The following is a 16,309-nucleotide window of genomic DNA, read 5'->3' as shown; positions in this document are numbered from 1 at the left end:
AGCCGGGGGCGAACCAGCCGCCATTGGGCGCCTGCCGGAAAGAGGACCCTCGACTGTCCTGTAAACCAGGACGCGCGCAAGGCGTGGGCGGCCCATCGCCTCGAGGAAGCGCCTCCCGGACCCGCCAAGGCGGGCGGCGTCTGCGCACTCCTGCCCGCAGTGCAAATCAGACCAGGACACCGCCTCCGTCGACCACGAGCGTCTGCCCCGTGCCGTAGGTCTGAGCCATCAGGTAGACGTAGGCCTGAGCCACCTCTATCGGCTCGCCCACGTGCCTGACCGGCAGACGATCCGCCTGGTCGACGTAGAAGGCGCTCCGAACCCCATCGTCCATGTCGCGCCAGAGCGGCGAGCGTACGACGCCCGGCGAGACGATGTTGACGCGCAGAGGCGCCAGCTCGACGGCGAGCGCACGGGTGAGGCCTTCCATAGCCGAACAAATGCTCGCCGCCACGGACCAGCCCGGACCCGGCCTTGCGCCCGCGATCCCCGACGTGAAGACGATGGAGCCGCCGGGCCGGAGCTTGCCGTGAGCGGCCTTTACCGCTCCCAAGGCGCCCCAGTAGCGCAGCTCGAAGAATGTCCGCGCCTCGTCCAGGGTCATCGAGGCCAAGGGGGACAGCTTCAGCCCTTCGCCGGCCGTGTAGACCAGATGGTCGAACGCGCCAACGGTCTCGAAGAACTTGGCGATCGAGTTGGCGTCCAGAAGGTCGACGACTGCGCCGGTGGAGCCGACGGACATCATAGCCAGCGCTTCGTTGACGCGGCCCGGGTTGCTCGAGGCGATGACCACCTCCGCGCCCTCGGCCGTTGCGGCCTGCGCCACGGCCAAGCCGATGCCCGAGGTGCCCCCCAGGAGGACGACCTTCTTTCCTTGCAGTTTCATCGCGGCGCTCCTTGTTCGGAGCCGGAATTTGCCGCTCGAAGGCAGTTGCCTCCAGAGCAATTATGGACACTCTACGATGATGAGGAATCATCATGAGTGTTGACGCGCGCCTGCTGTCGGGGATCGGGGTGATGGTCGCGGTCGTCGACCAAGGGGGGTTCGCCCGTGCGGGAGTCGAACTCGGGTTGACGCCGTCGGGCGTGAGCCGCGCGATCGCACGCCTCGAAGCTCAATTACGAGTTCGCTTGTTCCACCGTACGCCGCGTCTTGTGGAGCTTACGGAGGAAGGCCGCCGCTTCCACGCGGAGGTCTCACCCCTGCTGGCGGCGATCCGTGACGCTGCGGAGGACGCCGGCTCTGCGACCGTCAGCGTGAGCGGGCGATTGAAGGTCAACACCGATCCCTGGTTCGCCCGGGTGATCTTGGCGCCTCACCTCCCCGAACTCCTGCGATTGTATCCGGAGCTTCAGATCGAGTTTGTGGTCAGCAATCACCGTGAGGAGATGATGTATGGCGGTGTCGATGTGGCGGTGCGGTTCGGACCGCCGCCAAATGCAGCGATGATCGCTCGGAAGCTTCTGGAGACGCGGATCGTCACCTGCGCCGCCCCGGCCTACCTCGCGCGGCGAGGGACACCGCGGCGCCCGACGGACGTCGCACACCACGATGTTCTGCTGTTCCGCGATCCGGAGACCGGTCGGCCCTTCCCGTGGGAGTTCCACAGGGCGGGCTCGGTGGTCGAGACCAGGGTTGCGGGGCGGGTGGTCATGGACGATCCATCCGCCGCCCTAGCGGCCTGCGAGGCCGGGGGCGGCCTGTTCCAGAGCTTCGAATTGGGTCTTGCACCGTGGCTGCGCGATGGGCGTCTGACTCAGGTGCTGACCAATTGGGCCGACGAGCGCTATCCGCTCTATGCGTTCTATCCCTCGCGGCGTCAGACGCCGGCGAAGGTGCGCGCCTTTCTCGATTTTGTGGGCCGTATCTGCAGGATGGAAGCCGCTCCAGGGTGTTGAGATATCGCCATTCGGCGCACCTTCGCCGTGAACCGCTCCGGGTTTTCCGGAGGCTCCAACTCCTGAGTGGGATGGAGCGATGACGAACACGTTTTTCGCCTGAGTGCGCGCCCGCGCGGTGCGGATGCTGGACCACGAGGGCGAGCATGCGTCGCGATGGGCGGCGATCATGTCGATCGCTGCGAAGATCGGCTGCACCGCGCAGACGCTGAACGAGTGGGTGAAGAAGGCCGGGGTCGACAGCGGCCGTAAACCCGGTCTGACCACGGCATGGCGGCCAAGCTCAAAGCGGGAAACACATCGCGTCCCGCATCAGTCCCGCGAGCGGGTAGAGGTCGCGGGAGGCGGCCTTGGACGACAAACGCCCCGGCCAATAGGCCCGTGCCGAAGCGGATGAGCACGATAGGCGAGCACCTCGGTCACGGCGCGAGCCGCCCGGTTCCGATTGCGAGTCGCCGCGCGGCTCGGGCCCGCGTCTCGATCGGCAATCGGCCAGCCGCTTTCGAGCCGAACGTCAGTCGCGTCTTGCGTCGCAAGTCTCGGCCGCTTCGAAGAAAAGTTCGACGAGAGTGCGAACGTCCGGCTCCTCCTCTAGGCGCATCAGGCGATCGACGGCGTCTCGCCATGCGCCGCCGCCAAGATTGCGGCGCGCCTTTTCCACGATCGTCGCTTCGTCGACCGGCCGCGCCTCACCGCCAAGCGGGGCGTTCACGCGGCGCGCGAAGGCGGACCCGTCGGACGTCGTCAGCGTGACGCTGGCCGAAGGCCGGCGGGTCGCGCCGCTCATGAGACGGTCCATCTCGGGATCGACCGTCGCCCGCACCTTGCGCGCGACAGAGGCCATCAGAGGATCGGCGAAGGCGGGCGCGGCGTACCAGTCCGAGCCCGGCGCGCGCCGGGTCGCGATCGCGCCGATCGCGAAGGGCAGGCTGAACTGGGCGTCGATCGGACTTACCGGTCGGGGCTCCATCAGCTTGTCCACGATGACCGAGAAGGTCTCGACCTCGATCAGGGCGATCTCGCTCGCTGGACATCCGGCGGCGGTCCACGCGTCTTCGAACGCTTCGAGCGCCGGCGCCAGCCAGCGGCAGGCGGGATACAGCTTGAAACTGCCGCGTCCTGCGAACCACTCCGCGCCGAGCCCGCCGACGAGCGTCGACGGATCGAAGCAGTCGGACCCTATCATCCGCCAGTAACCCTGGGGCCCGTCCAGAAGGTCGGCGCTTCCGACGAAGCCGTGCCGGCCCATCATCACGGCCTCGACCCCGGCCCGCGCCGCGGGGGCCACGCCGTCCTTGAGCGATATGATCGGCCGGGCGCGCCAGTTGTACTTGTGAAGGCTCGGCACCGCGGTCAGCGCGCCGGCAAGGCCGATCGCGTTGCGCATGGCCGGCGCGTCGAGCTCCGACAGGCGGCCATAGGCGATCGCCGCCCCGATCGCCTGATGCTGGGCGATGCCGTAGACCTCTCCGAAGCGGCGCGGCGTCGGCTGCGCGGCGAGGATCAGGCGGTTGTTGATCTCATACGCCGCGATCAGAGCCGCGAGAAACGCGCTTCCGGAAACCGGCTCGTCGGCAAGGGCCGCGATGGCGGCGGTAACGAGGCTCGCACCCGGATGGCCCATCCCCTTGCCTGCGACTTCGAAACCGTCGTCGAAATCGAGCGCGTTGGCGATCACGCTGTTGGCGAAGGCGGCGGCAGGCGCTGCGAAGCCCCCGGGCGCACCAAAGATCCGCGTTGTTCCTCCGGCGCCGGTGCGCGACGCGAAGGCCCGCGCGTTCGCCGAGATGTCGAGGCCACGCCCGGCCACAGCGCAGCCGAGCGTATCGAGAAGATGCAGCTTGACGCGGCGCGCGACGGTTTCGGGCGCCTGTTCGAGGCGAAAACCGACTGCAAACTCCGAAACCGCCCGCGTCAGCAGGTCAGACGCTTCAGTCGGCGCCGCCTCCGCCGCGCCCGGCCCGAAGGCGAACTCGTCGATCATCGCCGGAAATATCTGAGGAAGATGCGCCGTTCGAGCGCGCCCGCCGCGAGCGTCATGGGCAGGATGAGCGCCACGAAGAAGGCCGCGACCAGCGTGAGCACCTCGAGCGGCCTGAACGTCTGGGTGGAGAGCCGTTGTCCCTCGTAAAGGATCTCCCCCACAGCGATGTAGCTGCCGAGCACCGAGTTCTTGATCGCCATCACGCATTGGCTGGTGAAGGGCGGCAGAACGCGCAGAAACGCCACGGGCCCGATCACTCGCCGCAACACCGTGGCGGGACGCATTCCGACCGCAAGGCCTGCTTCGACGAGGCCGCGGTCGACCGCCTGCACGCCGGCGCGAAAGATTTCCGCGAAGAACACCCCCGAATAGAGCGCGATGGCCAGAACGCAGGTCCAGAAGGCCGACAGCGCGAGACCGCCGAGGATCGGCAGGCAGTAATAGCTCCACACCACGAGGACGAGCGGCGGCGTGGACCGGATGAATTCAATGAGCGCGGTCGCTGGATATCGAAGAAGGCGAGCCTCGGCCATGCGCAGCGGCGCAAGCGCGAGGCCGATGAGGACGCCGAGCGTCACGGAGAGCGCGACGAGCTGGAACGTCGTCAGCGCCGCGTTCAGCAAAAGCTCGCGGTACTGCAACAGAATGGAGAAGTCCCACTCGTAGCTCATGCGGCGGCTCCCGCGTTCGGGCGTCGTCCGCCGAAGAATTGTCGGGCGCGCTCATCGCTCGGCCGCGACATCACTTGGTCAGGCGGCCCGCGCTCGATGATCTCGCCGCTCTCAAGCAGCATGACGGTGTCGCAGGCGTCGCGCGCGAAGGCCATTTCATGCGTGACCACCACCATGGTGGTGCCGGTCTTCGCAAGATCGAGCATCACCTGGAGCACTTCCGCGACGAGCTCCGGATCGAGAGCCGAGGTCGGTTCGTCGAACAGCATGATCTTCGGGCGCATGGCGAGCGCCCGCGCGATCGCGACGCGTTGCTGCTGGCCGCCGGAGAGGCGGATCGGATGGACGTCGGCCTTGGCCAGCAGCCCGACGCGGTCGAGCAATGCGAGGCCTTCGGTCCGCGCCTGCTCGGGCGGCACGCCGAGCACCTGGATCGGTCCCTCGATCACGTTGCCGAGCGCCGTACGATGGGGCCACAGGTTGAACTGCTGGAAGACCATCGACATGCGCGCGCGCTGGCGGGCGACCTCCGCCCCCGAGAGCGCGCGCCGGCGGCCGGACGGATCGGTCTTGAAGCCGATCTCTTCGCCGTCGAGCAGGACGCGACCGCCCGTCGGGGTCTCCAGCATATTCAGGCAGCGCAGCAGCGTCGACTTTCCGGAGCCGCTGCGGCCCAGCAGGCCGATCACCTCGGAGGGCCGCACAGTGAAGGACGCGCCCTTCAGAACCTCAAGCGATCCGAAGGACTTGCGCAGATCCTCCACGGCGAGGAGAGGGGTGTCGGTCATCGCGGCGGATCCTGCGCTCGTCGACTCGTCAATTCGACTGGACGTATTTCGCCCAGATGCGGCCAAGCGTGCCGTCGGCCCGCAGCGCGTCGAGGCGCGCGTCGAGCCACGCGCGCAATTTCGGGTCCGGGCTTTTGCGCAGCCCGATATTGGTCGGCTCTTCGCGCGCGGGCGTCGGAACCGTCATGGAGCCGCGACGGCGCACCTTGAGATATTGCGAGATCTGCACGTCGCTGGTGACGAGGGCGTCGACGCGGCCGCTCTCGAGTTCGAGGTACATGCCGTCGCTGTTCGGCAGGACGACCCAACTGGTCTTTGTCAGCAGCGGCGTCAGCGCGCGCGTCGCGCCGGCGCCGTCGACCGCCGCGAGCTTCACCGTCGGCTGGTTGAGCTGGTCCCAGGTCGCATAGGCGTCGGCGTCGCCTTTGAGGGTGAGCACGGCGAACTTCAGACTCCCCATCGGCTTGGTGAAGTCGATCGAGAGCGCGCGCTCAGGCGTGGCGTTGTAAGCGCCCAGCAGGTCGAAGCGGCCGGATTGGAGGCCGGCGACCGCCGTCCCCCATTGCGTCTCGACATAGTCGATCTTCACGCCGTCCTTCGAGAAGATCTCGTTCATGATGTCGGGCACCAGCCCGCCCCAGGCGTTCGTCAGGAGGTCCTTCTGGTACCACGGAGGCGCCTGGACGGCGCCGATCCGGACCAGCTTGGCGTCAAGAATACGCTGCAGGTCCGACGGGTCCTCAGCGCGGGCCTGGCTTGCGACGAGCGGGGCGGCGAGCGCGCATGCCGCGACGACGCGCAGGAAGAATGTGAGGACACGCATAGGGGATGACGCTCCTGGACCAGAGATCGCGGCGACCGTTTTTTCGAGGCGACGTCGATCGAGTCTTTAGCGTGGCCATCGGAGTTCATTCTGTCCAATATCAAATAATCGCTGATCCATAGCTGGGAGGAATAGATGGATCGCAGGGAGGTGGCTGTCTTTCTCGCCGTGATGCGTCTTGGATCTGCGACGGCGGCGGCGGCGGCGCTGGGCTGCGCCCAGCCCTCAATCAGCAAGACGATCGCGCTCGTCGAACGCCGTCTCGGTTTCCGCTTGTTCGATCGCGTCGGCGGGCGGCTGAGCCCGACATTTGAAGCCGAACTCGTGCTCGAAGAGGCGATGCGGATCGAGGACGAACTGTCCCGCTTCGACCGTTACCTGGACAACGTCCGGGGATTGCGCACCGGCCAGCTGCGCGTCGCGGCCACGCCCGCGCTCGCGCTGTCGCTGCTGCCGCTCGCCGCGGCGATCGTCCGCAAGGACCTGCCTGGGTTCGGGCTCGTGCTCGACATGCAGCTCAATCACGAAATTCCGGCCATGGTCGAGCGGCGGCAATACGATCTTGGCCTCGCGGTGATCCCGACCGCGGACGAGAGCGCGGCCGTGGACGTGGTTCGCCGCGGGCGGATCGTCTGTGTGTCGCCGGCCGGCCACGCTCTCGCGTCCTCGCCCGCGATCCGCTGGGAGCAGATCGATCCGGCCGAAATCATCTACGTCACCACCGACGCTCGCCTGGTCGCGCTGCTCGCCGCAGTCGCGCCAGAGTTCCTGCGTCGGCTGCGGTCGGCGACGGAGACGAACCGCTACACCATCGCCGTGAATCTCGTCCGGCAGGGCCTCGGCCTGACGCTGGTCGATGAGTTCACGTTGGCCGGCCACGATCTGGAAGGCGTCGCGGTCGGCGCGTTCGAGCCGGCGCTCAACGTGTCGCTGGTGAGCGTGACGCCTCCGTCCCGCAAGGCGAAGACGGCGGTTCGCCATTTTCTCGACGCCGTCGACGTCGTTCTCGGCTCAGGCGCTGGATGAGACCGCGGTCCGGTCGCTTTCTTGGAGCAGCGCGCGCAATCGCTGTTCGCCGGCGCTCGCCCCTCCGAAAGGTCAGCGCCGCAGGCCGTAGGCCTATGAGGCGGTGCGCGAGCCGAACATGATGCGCCGCTGCATGGCCGTGAAGGCGGCTCCGGCCTCCTCGTCCCGCGTCATGAGAGACACCGCGACCGCGACCGCGAAGGACAGGGGCATGCAGATCAGCGCCGGGTTCTTCATCGGGACGAACCACCAGGCCTCGGAGACGTCGGCAAGGCTCTTGCCAAGCACGTCGACTTGAACGGTCGGCGACAGGCAGATCATGACGAGAGACGCCGCCGCGCCGACAAGAATGCTGGCGACCGCGCCCGCCGTCGTGAATCGCTTCCAGGCGATCGAGAGCAGCAGCGCCGGGAAGTTCGCCGCCGCCGCCACCGCGAAGGCGAGGCCCGCCATGAAGGCGACGTTCTGCCCCTCGAACATGATGCCGAGGACGATCGCGAGCGCCGCGATCGCGACCGTTGCGATCCGCGCGACGGTCAGTTGCTCGCGCTCCGGCGCCTCGCCACCGCGCACGACGTTGACCCAGATGTCGTGGCACACGGTGGCGACGCCCGACAGCGTGAGCCCCGCCACGACCGCCAGCATGGTGGCGAACGCGACCGCGCAGATGAAGCCGAAGAACGCGTTGCCGCCGACCGTCAGCGCCAGCAGAGGCGCCGCCATGTTGCCGCCGCCGCCGGCCTTGGCCACGACCTCGGGCCCGACCAGCAGCATCGCGCCGAAGCCGATGACGAACACCAGCAGGTGGAACGAGCCAATGATGCTGGTTGCGTAGAGGATCGACATCCGGGCCTCGCGCACGTCCGGCACGGTGAAGACGCGCATCAGGACGTGCGGCAGAGCCGCGGTGCCGAACATCAACCCGACGCCGAGCGAGATCGCGTCCCAGCCGCTGCCCGCAACCTTCGATCCCGGCTGGAGCACCCGGTCGCCATACTTCTCGGCCGCAGCCTGGAACAGCCGCAGCGGGTTCATCTCGAAGTGCGCGAGCACCAGCAGCGCCAGCACGAGGCCGCCGAGCAGGAGCAGCACGGCTTTGATGACCTGGACCCAGGTCGTTGCGAGCATGCCGCCGAAGATCACGTAGATCAGCATCGCGGCGCCGACGACGACGACGGACGCCGCGTAAGGCAGGCCGAACAGCAGTTTGATCAGCGCGCCGGTCGCCACCATCTGGGCGAGAAGATAGAGCAGGATGACGATCAGCGTGCCGATTGCGGCCGCGATGCGCACGGGGCGCTGCTTCAGCCGGTACGCGACCACGTCCGCAAAGGTGAACTTGCCGAGATTGCGCAACGGCTCGACGATCAAGAACGCGATGATCGGCCAGCCGACCAGGAATCCCATCGAGTAGATAAGCCCGTCGAACCCGTTCGACGTGATGATGCCCGCGATGCCGAGCAGCGCGGCGGCGCTCAGGAAGTCGCCCGCCAGCGCCCAGCCGTTCTGCCAGGCGGTGATCTGCCCGCCGGCCGCGAAAAACTGCTCCGTGGTTCGCGTCCGGCGCGCGGCCCAGTAAGTGATGGCGAGGGTCAGCGCCATGAAGACGAAGAAGAACGCAATAGCGAGTGGGTTGTTCGCGGCCTGCATGACGCGCTCCTCAGGACAGGATACGGCGCACGGCCGGATCGTAGAACCGGTTGGCCCAGACGACGTAGACCAGGCAAAAGAGGAAGGATCCGACGATCACCCCGGCGCCGAGCAGGATCGAGAGCGACAATCCGGGCGCGAGCATCGTCCCCATGACGGGCTTGGCGAAGGCGAACATCGCCATGAAGCCGAAATACATGGCGATCATCGCGGCGCTCAGCGCGACCGCTACCCGCGACCGTCTCCGCGACAGCCTGACGAACTCATCGACCTCGACGGGCAGCGCCGCTGCGTCTTCGATGGAAACCATGCGTCGTCCTCCTTCGGGGCAGCCGCCGGCTGGCTTGCGCGGGCGGAGTAATCTTGGGTCTCTCAGCCGGCGACGCGCCGGCGCGTCTCGACCGCCGCCAGGCCCTGGTCATCGCCATTCGGCAACTCGGCGGCTACTGCGTCCTGCCTGACGTCCTTCCCCGCTCGCGAGACGCCTTGGGGCTCGAACGCGATCGGCTCACGCGGCGAGCGGTCGACGCTGAGGCGGAAGATGTCGAAGCGGTTGTAGTAGCCGACGACGTCATGAAACTGCTTCGGCTCCACGCAGGCCGCGACGTCGATGTCGGCGTAGAGGATGGTTTCGCCGCCCTGATGCGGCTCGGTGACGTGCGAGCCGGTCGGGTCGAGCACCATCGAGACGCCGGCGGGCGTGCGCTCGATAATGTCGGCGAGGCCGGGGTCGCCGTCCGAAAGCGTCGTTTTGGCGACGGCGTCGAGCGTCGAGGAGCAGACGATGTTGAAGGCCTTCGCTTCGAAGGCGTGCGCGCCGGCGCGGATCTCGATCGCCCGCTTCAGGTCGTAGGCGGCGCTCTCGCCCGGCGGGCGGGTCGGCCAGGCGGGCGGATAGGTCGAGATATGGACCTGCTCGCCTTGCGCCATCAGCGCGTAGCGCGCGAGCGGGTTGGTGTTCTCGCCGCAGATCAGCATGCCGACGCGGCCGAGGTCGGTCGGGGTGACGCGCAGGCCCCTCGCATCGCCGTTCGCCCAGATCAGCTTCTCGAAGAAGGTCGGCACGAGTTTGCGGTGGTGATTGAGCGTTTCGCCGTCGCGGCCGATAAGGACGTTGGAGTTCCAGAGGCAGCCGACGCTCGCCTCGGCGCTCTCGCTAAACCCCATCGAGATGAGGACCCCGTGGCGGCGCGCGGCGGCGCGAACAAAGCCGAGCTCCGGCCCGTCGAGTCGCACCGACTGCGCCGCGAGACGCTTAAACAGATCGTGGTTGTAGATCGGCGCGCGCAGCGCCGCCCAGAGCGGGAAGCCCGGCATATATCCTTCCGGGAAGACCACCAGTTCGGCGCCGGCGCGCGCCGCCTCCTCGACCATGGCGACGGCCTTCTCAGCGGTCGCCATGCTGTCGAGGAAGACCGGCGCGACATGGCAGGCCGCGGCTTTGAACTGTGCGTATTGAGCGGGCATCAATGCGGCTCCAGAAATAGTGAGCCGTATTAGTTGTCGGGCGTCCCGGACAGGCGAGGCGGGAAATCCGCAACCGCCGCTGCATCCGCGCAAGGCATGCTCAGAATTGGTTCAGATATGGCGCCTCTCGCGCGAACAGCTCCGTGAGGAAGCGGGTCACGGCGCGAACCCGGCCGAGATGTTCGATGTCCTGATGCACGCCGAGATAGAGCTCGCGGCGGACGATCACCTCTTCGGACAGAACCGGGATCAGCGCGGGATTGGTTTTCGCCGAGAAAAGCGGCAGCAGCGCAAGCCCCGCCCCGGTGGCGACCGCGGTCTGCTGCGCCGCCATGCTGGTCGATCGGAACACGACGCTCCCGGGTTTCAGTACCTCCATCAGCCAGTGAACCGGCTCGATCGCGATCAGGTCCTCGACATAGTCGACGAAATCGTGGTCGTGCAGCTCCGCTCGCGAGGCCGGACGGCCGCGGCGCGCGAAGTACCGTTCCGATCCGAACAGCGCGAGCCGGAACTCGCCGACCCGTCGCACCGACAGGCGTGGGCCATTGGGCGGAACGAACGACACCGAGATGTCGGCCTCGCGCTTTGTCAGGTTGATGAGGTGCCGCTCGGTGACGAGCTCCGCCACCAGACCCGGCATGATCCGAGCGAATTCGGCGAACCGCGCCGAGAGGTAGAAGGCCCCGATGCCCTCCATGCTGGCGACCCGCACGCGGCCGACAGGGGAGCTCGTGTCTCCGAGCCCGAGCGCTTCCGGTACGGAAATCATCTTCTGCTCGATCGCCTCGGCGATGACGAAGAGCTTGTCTCCGGCCTCAGTGAGCTCGAAACCGTCCGGGGTGCGCTGGAACAGCTTCGCGTCGAGGTTGCGCTCGAGTTCGGCGATGCGCCGGCTCACCGTAGTGGTGTCGACCTTCAGGCGCCGCGCGGCGGGCGCGAGGCGGCCGTGCCGCGCGAGCTCCACGAAGAAGGCGAGATCATTCCAGTCGAACATCCGGCGCTCGGTTCAGCCGTTTCTGGGCGCGATTCCCCGACAATAGGGCGCGCCTTGGCGGACTGGCCAGCAAGAGCTGAAAGCGAAGCGACCGTCACGCAGGCTCAAACATGACCCCCGATGAATCAGATCGAGCATCCAGACACGCCCGTTACTTTGGCGTCTCGATGAACGCCATCAGGTCCTCGATGTCGCCTTCCGAAAGGCCGAGGGTCGGCATCCGCGCCGGCGCGAAACTTTCGGCGAGCTGGATAGCGGTCGGATCACGTTCGGCTCGCAGCGCTTCGGGGTCTGCGAGATAACGCGCCGCCCAGCGACGGTCCCGCCTCTGCAGAAGGCCGGTCAGGTCAGGACCGATGCGAGGTCCCAGGCCCACAGTGTGGCAGGACGCGCACAGCTTCAGGAACAGGGACTGCCCCGCCGGTTGATGGGATAGCACGCCGAGGGGAGCTTCGGGCGCCAGGGCGTCCGGCGTTTCCGACCCGCGTCCCATGGCGCCGCGCCATTGCGGATCCATGGAACGCACCGTCAGCGCCAGCAGTTCGATGTCGTCGAACGCCGAGGCCCGCTGCCAGTCGCCTGTCCGGTCGTTGAACAGCAAGATGTCGTTGCGGTGTTGGGTCAGGGCCTGGGTGCGCTCGCCGAGCTTATAGCGGATGACGTTGATGTCCGCGAAGTCGCCGGTCAGGAACAGCCAGCTCGGATCGGTGCGGAAAGCTGCGGCGAAGGCGGCAAGTTTCTCCGGCGTGTCGTTGACCGGGTCTATGCTCACCGAGACGAAAAACACCGACCTGCCAAGCACGTCGCGGAGGCTGTCTTGCAACTGAGAGAGTCTCGCCGTCACCAGGGGGCAGATGTTGCTGCACGCGGTGTAGATGAAGCTTAGGACGATGATCTTGCCCCTGACGGCGTCGTCGCGGAATCGAAGCGACCGTCCGTCCTGTGCGATCACCGCGACGTTCGGCACGTAGTCGCCGCCCCAGCGCGGCCCATCGGCGGCGGCCGACGGGCGCGGGCCGCCGGCCCAGATCAGCGCGAAGACAACGAGCGCCACGCTCGAACGCTGGAACATGACGTCGCCCTCTCGTCTCGCGCTCGACCCGCGGTCGTCAGATTTTGGGCAAGGCGCCTGTGAAAAACTTGGCGTTCTTGGGATCAGCTTCCGGCAACACTTCGGGAACCTTCCACAGCACGCCGTTCGGCGTCGGCAGCGGCGTCAGCGTGGACACGTATTGCGGCTGCCCCTTGTAGTCTGGGCTGCCCGGCGGCGGCGTCAAAAGCTGGTATCTGAGCAGCATCGCGAAGTCTTCATGGGTGGTGTTGTGGCAGTGGCTGACATAGGCGCCGCCGAACTCACCGAACCGCACCTGCACTTGGACTCGCCCGCCCGGCCGCAGACGCCAGACGTCCTTGCGCACGAGATACTCCGTGGAAGGTATTGAAGCGCCGCCGCGGTTGAGGGTGACGGCCTCTTCAAAATGCAGGTGGATCGGGTGGTCCCACCCGGTGCCGCCGTTCACGAAGGTCCAGTGCTCCACCTCACCTGGCTTCGGCATCAGCGCGGAAATACGGTTCGCGTTGAGCGAATGCGCGGCCTGGCCGTTGACCTTGATGGTCCAGGGGAACGACGGGATGTCGCCGCATTCCGGAATGCACTGACCGGTCCTCTTGTCGCGCGAGTCCCCCGGTCCGGACCGGCCAAACTCGATGACGCGTTGGCGGACCGGCGCCACCACCGGGATCTGGGTGGTGAGCGTCTTCCGCCCGGACGTCCAGTCCGGGTCGCTCAGGTCGACGCTGGTGTCCTGATCGACGGTTGCAAAGTACGTCTTGTGCGGATCGTCGACGCTTTCCATCCGGTCAACGATCCTGAACTCCAGGATCGAGCCCACGCACGGGTCCGTCGCCAGCCCCTTCAGCGCGTCCTTCATAGACACCGAGCCTTTCGGTTTGCGCCCGTCGACCTGCTCCAGAAGGTTGACGAGGTGGACGCTTTCTCCCGGCCGGAACGCGGCGAAATCGACCACGATGTCGTAGCGCTCGCCCACGCCCTGTTCGTCGAGCGTCGTCAGTGGAATCGGATTGACCACGAAGTTGCCGTCGTTCGCGATGAAGTGGAACGGCACCGCGGTTCCGCTGGCGAACCGAGAACTCTGATTGACCGCGAGCGCGAGCTTGATGAAGCGCGCCATCGACGCGTTGAGGATGCGCAGCCGGTAACGCCGCGGCAGAACCTCGAAATACGGATAGTAGGCTCCGTTGACGCACAGCATGTCGCCCAGGAAGCCCTCGGTGTCGAACACATCGAAGAACAACTGGCCTTCCAGATCGAAAGCCGGGTTGGAGACCGCGAGGTTGATGTCGAAATCGCTGTTGCCCCACGGCAGTTGCGATCCGCTCGGCAGGCAGAGGTTGACGCCGGCGCTGTCGGGCGTGTCGCGGCCACGGTCGGGACCGCTGTAGATATTGCAGACCGCGAAGTTGCCCTTGTGCACGTTTTCCGCGGTGAAGAAGAACCGGTGATCGTGGAACCACATCGAGCCCTGGAGCTCGCGGAAATCGCCCGCCACCGGCACGAGCCCATCGGCGTCGTCCGGGCCGGACGCCTTCTGCTGGTAGCGTGGGTCGGAGGTCGGCCACACGCTCGGAAGATCGCGCCGGGCGAGCGCGATGCCCCAGTGGTAGTCATAGAACGTGCCGGGGAAGTGATAGGCGTTGCAGGCGCCGTCGCTTTCGGCCCCGTTGTGGGCGTTGTGGAAGTGCGTCGAGATCTCGTTGCGGCCGAAGCCGTTGTTGTCGGCGCGGTCTACTGGAAGGTCGTTGTAGATGCGGGTCAGCACCGGCTCGCCATAGCGCGCCTTGATCAGGCAGGGGTAGCCGAAACCTGTCTCGCGTCCCTTTTCATGGCCGCCCATGCCGGGATCGCGCGGCCCGAACGACCAGATCGAGTTCTTGTCCTGGTCCGGCATGCTATGGCAGTAACGCGAGCCCCCCCGGACTTGGCCGATCGACATTAGGTAGCCAAGCTTGGGGAAGAACTCCTCCCAACGCTGATGGGCGAAGAGCTCTCCGGGCGGACGACCTTCCAGCGGGCCGGCGTTTGTCACTGGATTCTTGAACTGCTGGCCGCCGGAGCTCGTGAACAGAGTGTGATAGGACGACCGTCGCGCGTTCGGTTCGGCGCCACCTTGGGTGGTGTTCCAGGCGGCGTCGCCGGACGGCAACCGCCGGAGCGGGATCGGCGGCTGCAGGAAGGCGCGCGGCATCGGGTCGTCGAACTTCTTCGATCCGAACAGCGGACTGCGCGGCGTGCCGGTGGGCACCTGCGCGTAGGCGCTCGAGGCGAACGGGCTAAGGCCGTGCTTGAGCACGAGGCCGCCGCCCGCCGTTAGCAGGCCCCAGCGCAGCAGGTCGCGCTTGGTGATTTGCGCGTGGGACAGTGCTTTGACGATCTCGCGGCGGTTGTTGCGCGCGGCCTCGGCCTCGCGCATGCGCAGCGTCGACATTTCATTGGGGAGGTACATGCAAATCACCTGCTGAGCTGGGTGGCGGACAGCGCCATGCACCTTGTTAGTCAAATAAATCCTGTCATATTTACTGTATCTCAATGGTATTAATTGTTAAATTACACTTATTAACTATACATATTGGAGTATGTCGAAATAGATCATGCGTCGCCGAGAGCGTCACTCTTGGCGGAAGGCTCTTGCGAACTGATCCGACACGGGCTTGGTGAGGTAGGAGAACAGGCTCCGATAGCCGGTCTGGACAAATGATTCGACGGGCATGCCGGGCACCAGCTTTCGACCTTTGAGCTTGGCCTGTTCATCGGTGCTGAGCGTGATGTGGACGGGGTAGTACTGCGCGCCGGTACGCTGTTCGGCGACGAGATCCGCCGGCACCAGACTGACCACCCCATTGAGCTCGGGGGTGGTGCGCTGGTCGAAGGATGACAGCCGAATGAACGCCGGTTGGCCGAGCTGGATCTGGTCGATGTCCTGCGGCGAGATCTTCGCTTCGACCAACAGGTTGTCCGAGGCTGGCACCACTAGCATCACGGTCTCAGCGGCGCCAATGACGCCGCCGACGGTAAAGACGGCCAGCTGGTGGACTACGCCGTCTTGAGGCGCGCGTATGTCCGTGCGCGTCAGCTGGTCCTGAGCGGCGATCTTGCGCTCGACGAGCTCCGCACGCTTCGCCTGGATCTCGCGGAGATCACCGCTGACCTCGCTGCGGAGATCCTGGCCAAGCTGGATGATCTGCATAGCGGTCTCGCTGATCCGCCCGCGCGATTGTGCGATCTCGGAAATCAGCTGTCCCCGCTCGCCGCGCAGGCGGGTCTCCTCGCGCCGCAGCTGCGTAACGCGTGTGATCGGCACGAGACGGTTCTTGAAAAGCTGCTCGACTCCGACGAGCTCTTCGCGGATCAGCGCTATTTCGTCGGCCTTGGCCGCAGCCTGCAGCTCGAGGCCCTTGATCTGCTCGCGCGTCTGGCCGGCGCGCTCGCGCAACTGCCCTTCCTGCCCCTGGCGCGCCTCCAGTCGCGCGCCGAACAGACGGCGTTCTCCCTGCAGAAGACCCGTGATGTCCTCCTCACCCTCGCGGGCGGCAAGGCTGCGGGAAATGGCCATCTCGGGCGCGTCGTCGCGCTCGGCCAGGAGCCGGGCCTCGCGGGCGGCGAGTTCGTCGAGGCTCTTGTTGACGATCGCGAGATTGGCGCGGGCGACGGTTTCGTCGAGCCGGAGCAAGAGGTCGCCGGCCTTCACCTTGGCGCCGTCGCGAACCCGGATTTCGCCCACGACGCCGCCCGTCGGGTGCTGGACCTTCTTTACATGGCTGTCGACGACGACGGCGCCTGGCGCGACGACTGCCCCGGACAGCTCGACGGCGACCGCGACGCCGCCGACGCCGCCGATCAGTGCGGCGAGCCCTGCGACTGCGAGCCCGACGTGGCGGCGGATCGCGCTATCTGTCGCGGTGCATTTCGCTCTGGCGATCATGACG

The 16,309-nt window shown here is 66.6% G+C and carries 14 protein-coding genes and 1 pseudogene; 3 read left to right on the top strand and 12 right to left on the bottom strand.

Translation table 11 applies throughout. From position 1 onward, the window contains the following. Nucleotides 1-166: 166 nt before the first annotated feature. Nucleotides 167-886: an SDR family oxidoreductase gene (locus JOD31_RS13190; protein ID WP_204950803.1), complete on the bottom strand. Its 720-nt coding sequence runs from the start codon at nucleotides 884-886 to the stop codon at nucleotides 167-169. A 92-nt stretch (nucleotides 887-978) separates the two neighbouring features. On the opposite strand from JOD31_RS13190, the gene JOD31_RS13185 reads away from it, so the two are divergent. Then, nucleotides 979-1,899 carry a LysR family transcriptional regulator gene (locus tag JOD31_RS13185; RefSeq protein ID WP_204950802.1) on the top strand — a complete coding sequence of 307 codons (921 nt, stop codon included), beginning with the start codon at nucleotides 979-981 and terminating at the stop codon, nucleotides 1,897-1,899. A gap of 124 nt (nucleotides 1,900-2,023) precedes the next feature. Further along, nucleotides 2,024-2,161, top strand: a pseudogene (locus tag JOD31_RS13180) (IS3 family transposase); the annotation flags it as partial. A gap of 252 nt (nucleotides 2,162-2,413) precedes the next feature. On the opposite strand, the gene JOD31_RS13175 reads toward JOD31_RS13180, so the two are convergent. From JOD31_RS13175 to JOD31_RS13160, 4 genes are read right to left on the bottom strand one after another with little or no spacing between them, the layout of a single operon-like run. Next, on the bottom strand, nucleotides 2,414-3,883 hold the full coding sequence (locus JOD31_RS13175; protein ID WP_204950801.1) for an MmgE/PrpD family protein: 1,470 nt from the start codon (nucleotides 3,881-3,883) through the stop codon (nucleotides 2,414-2,416). Then, the gene (locus JOD31_RS13170) at nucleotides 3,880-4,554 is read right to left on the bottom strand and encodes an amino acid ABC transporter permease (protein WP_204950800.1); all 675 of its coding nucleotides are present in this window, start codon (nucleotides 4,552-4,554) and stop codon (nucleotides 3,880-3,882) included. The genes JOD31_RS13175 and JOD31_RS13170 overlap by 4 nt, the downstream gene beginning before the upstream one ends. Beyond that, nucleotides 4,551-5,342, bottom strand: a complete 792-nt coding sequence (locus tag JOD31_RS13165) for an amino acid ABC transporter ATP-binding protein (protein ID WP_204950799.1) — start codon at nucleotides 5,340-5,342, stop codon at nucleotides 4,551-4,553. The genes JOD31_RS13170 and JOD31_RS13165 overlap by 4 nt, the downstream gene beginning before the upstream one ends. Before the next feature lie 28 nt (nucleotides 5,343-5,370). Beyond that, nucleotides 5,371-6,165 carry a transporter substrate-binding domain-containing protein gene (locus JOD31_RS13160; RefSeq protein ID WP_204950798.1) on the bottom strand — a complete coding sequence of 265 codons (795 nt, stop codon included), beginning with the start codon at nucleotides 6,163-6,165 and terminating at the stop codon, nucleotides 5,371-5,373. Nucleotides 6,166-6,315: 150 nt separating this feature from the next. On the opposite strand from JOD31_RS13160, the gene JOD31_RS13155 reads away from it, so the two are divergent. Further along, complete coding sequence (locus JOD31_RS13155) at nucleotides 6,316-7,191, top strand: LysR family transcriptional regulator (RefSeq protein WP_204950797.1); 876 nt, start codon at nucleotides 6,316-6,318, stop codon at nucleotides 7,189-7,191. 93 nt (nucleotides 7,192-7,284) lie between these two features. Here JOD31_RS13155 and JOD31_RS13150 read toward each other — a convergent pair whose 3' ends face one another. The 7 genes from JOD31_RS13150 to JOD31_RS13120 form a co-directional block, all read right to left on the bottom strand. Next, nucleotides 7,285-8,841, bottom strand: coding sequence for a sodium:solute symporter family transporter (locus JOD31_RS13150; protein WP_204950796.1), 1,557 nt, complete (start codon nucleotides 8,839-8,841; stop codon nucleotides 7,285-7,287). A 10-nt stretch (nucleotides 8,842-8,851) separates the two neighbouring features. Further along, entirely contained in the window at nucleotides 8,852-9,151 is a 300-nt protein-coding gene (locus tag JOD31_RS13145) for a DUF485 domain-containing protein (RefSeq protein ID WP_204950795.1), read from the bottom strand. A gap of 62 nt (nucleotides 9,152-9,213) precedes the next feature. Beyond that, nucleotides 9,214-10,308, bottom strand: coding sequence for a carbon-nitrogen hydrolase family protein (locus tag JOD31_RS13140; RefSeq protein ID WP_204950794.1), 1,095 nt, complete (start codon nucleotides 10,306-10,308; stop codon nucleotides 9,214-9,216). A 100-nt stretch (nucleotides 10,309-10,408) separates the two neighbouring features. Beyond that, nucleotides 10,409-11,305, bottom strand: coding sequence for a LysR family transcriptional regulator (locus JOD31_RS13135; RefSeq protein ID WP_204950793.1), 897 nt, complete (start codon nucleotides 11,303-11,305; stop codon nucleotides 10,409-10,411). A 151-nt stretch (nucleotides 11,306-11,456) separates the two neighbouring features. Next, the gene (locus JOD31_RS13130) at nucleotides 11,457-12,377 is read right to left on the bottom strand and encodes an SCO family protein (protein WP_204950792.1); all 921 of its coding nucleotides are present in this window, start codon (nucleotides 12,375-12,377) and stop codon (nucleotides 11,457-11,459) included. A 37-nt stretch (nucleotides 12,378-12,414) separates the two neighbouring features. Then, complete coding sequence (locus JOD31_RS13125) at nucleotides 12,415-14,829, bottom strand: multicopper oxidase family protein (protein WP_204950791.1); 2,415 nt, start codon at nucleotides 14,827-14,829, stop codon at nucleotides 12,415-12,417. A gap of 162 nt (nucleotides 14,830-14,991) precedes the next feature. Further along, nucleotides 14,992-16,305, bottom strand: a complete 1,314-nt coding sequence (locus JOD31_RS13120; RefSeq protein ID WP_204950790.1) for an HlyD family type I secretion periplasmic adaptor subunit — start codon at nucleotides 16,303-16,305, stop codon at nucleotides 14,992-14,994. Nucleotides 16,306-16,309: the final 4 nt, after the last annotated feature.

The organism is Methylopila capsulata, assembly GCF_016907975.1.
Taxonomy (GTDB): Bacteria; Pseudomonadota; Alphaproteobacteria; order Rhizobiales; family Methylopilaceae; genus Methylopila; species Methylopila capsulata.
The sequence above is the reverse complement of the archived record's forward strand: the minus strand, read 5'-3'. Positions and strand labels throughout refer to the sequence as shown.